The sequence below is a fragment of the Desulfurella sp. genome, from assembly GCF_023256235.1.
Lineage (GTDB): Bacteria > Campylobacterota_A > Desulfurellia > Desulfurellales > Desulfurellaceae > Desulfurella.
The window spans coordinates 1-3,686 of the sequence record NZ_JAGDWY010000080.1; the positions used below are offsets into that span (position 1 = coordinate 1).

The 3,686-nt window shown below is 29.5% G+C and carries 4 protein-coding genes; 2 read left to right on the top strand and 2 right to left on the bottom strand.

From position 1 onward, the window contains the following. A partial coding sequence (locus tag Q0C22_RS08740; RefSeq protein ID WP_291493841.1) for an SAM-dependent methyltransferase occupies positions 1–1,711 on the bottom strand: 1,711 nt, incomplete at its 3' end. A 165-nt stretch (positions 1,712–1,876) separates the two neighbouring features. Beyond that, entirely contained in the window at positions 1,877–2,530 is a 654-nt protein-coding gene (locus Q0C22_RS08745; RefSeq protein ID WP_291493843.1) for an AmiS/UreI family transporter, read from the bottom strand. Positions 2,531–2,838: 308 nt separating this feature from the next. Between Q0C22_RS08745 and Q0C22_RS08750 the strand changes: the two genes are divergently transcribed. Then, positions 2,839–3,243 (top strand): Rrf2 family transcriptional regulator, encoded by a 405-nt coding sequence (locus Q0C22_RS08750; RefSeq protein ID WP_291493845.1) that lies wholly within the window; start codon positions 2,839–2,841, stop codon positions 3,241–3,243. Positions 3,244–3,256: 13 nt separating this feature from the next. Continuing rightward, on the top strand, positions 3,257–3,686 hold a 430-nt coding region (locus tag Q0C22_RS08755; protein WP_291493851.1), incomplete at its 3' end, for a cytochrome ubiquinol oxidase subunit I.

Below are 3,686 nucleotides of genomic sequence, written 5' to 3' on the forward strand. Positions count from 1 at the left end.
GCTTTATTTTAATTATGTTATTTAATTTAGATAATTTTTTAATAAATCCATTGTTGGAGTTATAATTGTATACATAACAAATTTCAAGTTGTCTAATTGAATCAATATTCTTAATACTTTGTAAGCCATATTTTTTAAAAAATTCAAAAACTTCACCTGAACTGGTTATAAGTGCTGGTAAAAGGCGTATATCCAGTTCTTTATCTTGAAAAGATTTAATTAAAGCCTCAGCAATTTTTAAATCTAAAACTGCTATAGCTTGAAAATTAGTTATTTTTTTCAGAAGCTCGCTCTCAATATTGTAATTAACACTCAAATCATAATCAATTGGCTTTGCTCCTACATCTTTAAAATTAAAATACAATTTATAATCTATAGGTGCTGGCAACAAAATCCTTTTGTCCTGAAGGATACTGCTTTTTTTATAATAAAAGCTGGATATATTTCCAACAATAAATATGCCTGGAGGATTATCATAAAATAATTTGCCTTTTAAATCATTAACCTTATAAGCTATATCAGACAATGTTCCTCTTATTTCAAATTCTTTATCTGTACCTATACTAAATATAAGAGCAACTTTAGTTTGAGGTGAGTAACCTTCATTTATCAAGGAACTGCTAATTTTACCAACAACTTTTACTCCCATAAAAAAAACCAATGGTAAAGTAGATAATTCATTTTTACTGAACTCTGCAGCAGCCCCTTTATGTTTAATGGCAGATAAAACGCAAAAACCTCTATTTACTTCCCTTCGTGTTAGAATAATACCGCTTCTTATAGACAAAGCATTTATAGTACTTATACCGGGCACAATATTAAAATTAATTTTTAAATCTTCCAACACCTTGATTTCCTCAGCAAGTCTGCCAAAAATTGAAGGATCTCCTCCCTTTAGCCTGCCTACTCTAAAACCCATTCGAGCATATGTACTTATTAAATCAGTGATTTTTGATTGATTTAATTTGTGATGTTCACACCTTTTTCCCACATCTACTAAAATCGCATTATCTGGAAGAAAATCCAATAAAGCATGATCCATCAAGTTATCAAAGAGACATACCTCTAAATTTTTTATAGTTTCAATAGCTTCTTGTGTAGCATATTTTTTATCACCTACACCTGCTCCAATAAAATATACGCTTTTTATAAAAAACTGACGCAATAATGTAAAACGTTCATCATTTTTTCTAAATTCAACGCAGGCAAAACCTTCAAACAAAGGTTTTTGCATATCGGCTATGTTAATTTTTTCAGTATAAAATTCATATTTACTATCATATGTAATGTAACCTGGAAGTATAACTGCACTATAATCAGCTATTAATTGATCAATGCTTTTAAACTCCCTAATAAATGAAATGGTTGCATTATTAAATCTTTTTTTACAATAAAGCCATTGGCTATTAGTCACAACACCAATTTTTTCTATATTGGTTTGTTTTGAAATTAAAAGATCAAATTCATTATTTTCGTATAAATTTACAAAAAACCAGTCTAAAAAATCTAACTTAAAATCCAAACAATTTTTTGCATCAATTACTGCACAATCAATAATTTTTTCATGCAAGAAAGAAGCTATTTGTTCCATAGAATTACAATCTTGAAAATCAAAACTGAATTCTAAATACTTACCAAACAAATTTAGTTTTTCTTTAATATAATGAGCTTTAAAAGGATTAGCTAAACTGATTAAACTTTTTAGTTTCATAAAGAAGAATTTAGCATATTATATATTTTTAGTCAAACTAGACCAAAGGCAAAGCCTTTGGTCTATTGTTTATCAGGTGTCAGCCAAACAAATAGCGCAAAGAGCCAACCAACTACTGCACAGCCTATCAAATAGTTAACTAAAGACATACTTGTTCCTCCTTTATTAAAAAGGTCCCTGCATTCCAGCTGGTAAAGACCATAAAATTGCAGGAATGGCAAATGTATACAAAGCTGCAAATGTTACTACCCATCCTACAAGTTTTTCATTCATTTTACCTTGCATTAATAAACCTGCCAAATTCATCGCTACAAACCACACAAAAGCAATTGATGCATGATAAGCCCAGCTAACTTTTAAACCATTTAATAGCCAAAACAATGCATAAGCAAGCGTAAGCCACCCAATCAAAATAGCAATCCCTCCAAGAGATTTTTTAGGTAGTGAAAAAATTTCCAGTATACCCAAAACCATAAAAAAGAAAGCATACATGCCGGCAAGACCTGCAACAAAATTTGTTATTGGCCCAAGTCCTTCATTTGAAATCATTGCTATTAAAAAAGGCCACCACATTACACCAACAACCAAAGTTATCACCCCAACGGTTTTTTCATTTGCTTTTTTTCTTTCAGGATCTAGATGCATAAATCCTTGAGATAATAAAGCAAATGCACCTAAATAAATAATTGGAGCAATCCATTTACCCACTACTGACTGAGCTTGATCAGCAGCATAGGCATGACAAAAAAAGGTCAAAAAAAATAAAAAACACATAACAGATGTTAGAAAACTTTTAGACAATAAACCTTTTTGACTCATATCGAGTCACCTCCTTTAGTTAAAAATTTTTTATTATTTTGTAATTTACATAAGTTACTAATTATATAATTTAGTAATATTTTTTTATTTGTCAAGAAAAAAATTTAATAGTATTTCAATGTCATTATTAGTTTTATTAATTTATATTTTATTGAATTTTCCTTATCATATTTAAACTTTAAATTAAAATTTTTTAAATTTGGACTTTAAACTACATTAAAAAATTATTAAAATAGATTTTACATTATAATAAATTTTTTTTGCATTTTAATCTTGACTTTTTTAGTAATATTTTTTATATTTTAACTATGAATATTATTTCAAGGGAAATTGATTACGCGATAAGGATATTGAGTTTGCTTTCAAATATCGAAAGCGCAACAGTTGAAGAAATTAGCAAGATTTTATATATCCCAAAACCTTTTGCACATAAAATCGTAAATAAGCTTGTTAAAAAAGGTTATCTTGTCTCAATGCAAGGCAGGGGTGGATACATAGGATTCAATAAAGATTTAGATACAAATAAAATAAGTGTACTGGATATAATGAGAGATCTTGATGGCTACAAACACGTAAATTTATGTACAGATGACCCAGGCGCCTGCGAATTAAACCCATACTGTAGTTTCACATATCATTTGCAAAAATTAGAACTTTGCATTAATAAGGCTTTAGATAATTTAAAATTGAAAGATATAATCTTTAGAATTTGAGGAGGTAAGGTTTATGGATGCAGAGTTATTGTCTAGAATACAGTTTGGCGTTACTGCAGGCTTTCACTTTATTTATCCACCGCTTACGATCGGTTTGGGTACACTAATTGCAATTATTGAGTATATGTACCTTAAAACCAACGATGAAATTTACAGAAAAATGGCGGATTTTTGGGCTAAACTTTTTGCTATCAATTTTGTTATTGGCGTAGCATCAGGTATTGTAATGGAGTTTGAGTTTGGTACAAACTGGTCAAATTATGCAAGATTTGTGGGAGATATATTTGGGGCGCCATTGGCTGCTGAAGGTGTTTTTGCATTTTTCTTAGAAAGTACATTTTTAGGTTTATATTTGGTTGGAAAAAATAGATTATCCAGATTTATGAGGTTCTTTTCATTTTTGATGGTTGCTTTCGGCTCAACACTATCTGCTTTGTGGATTT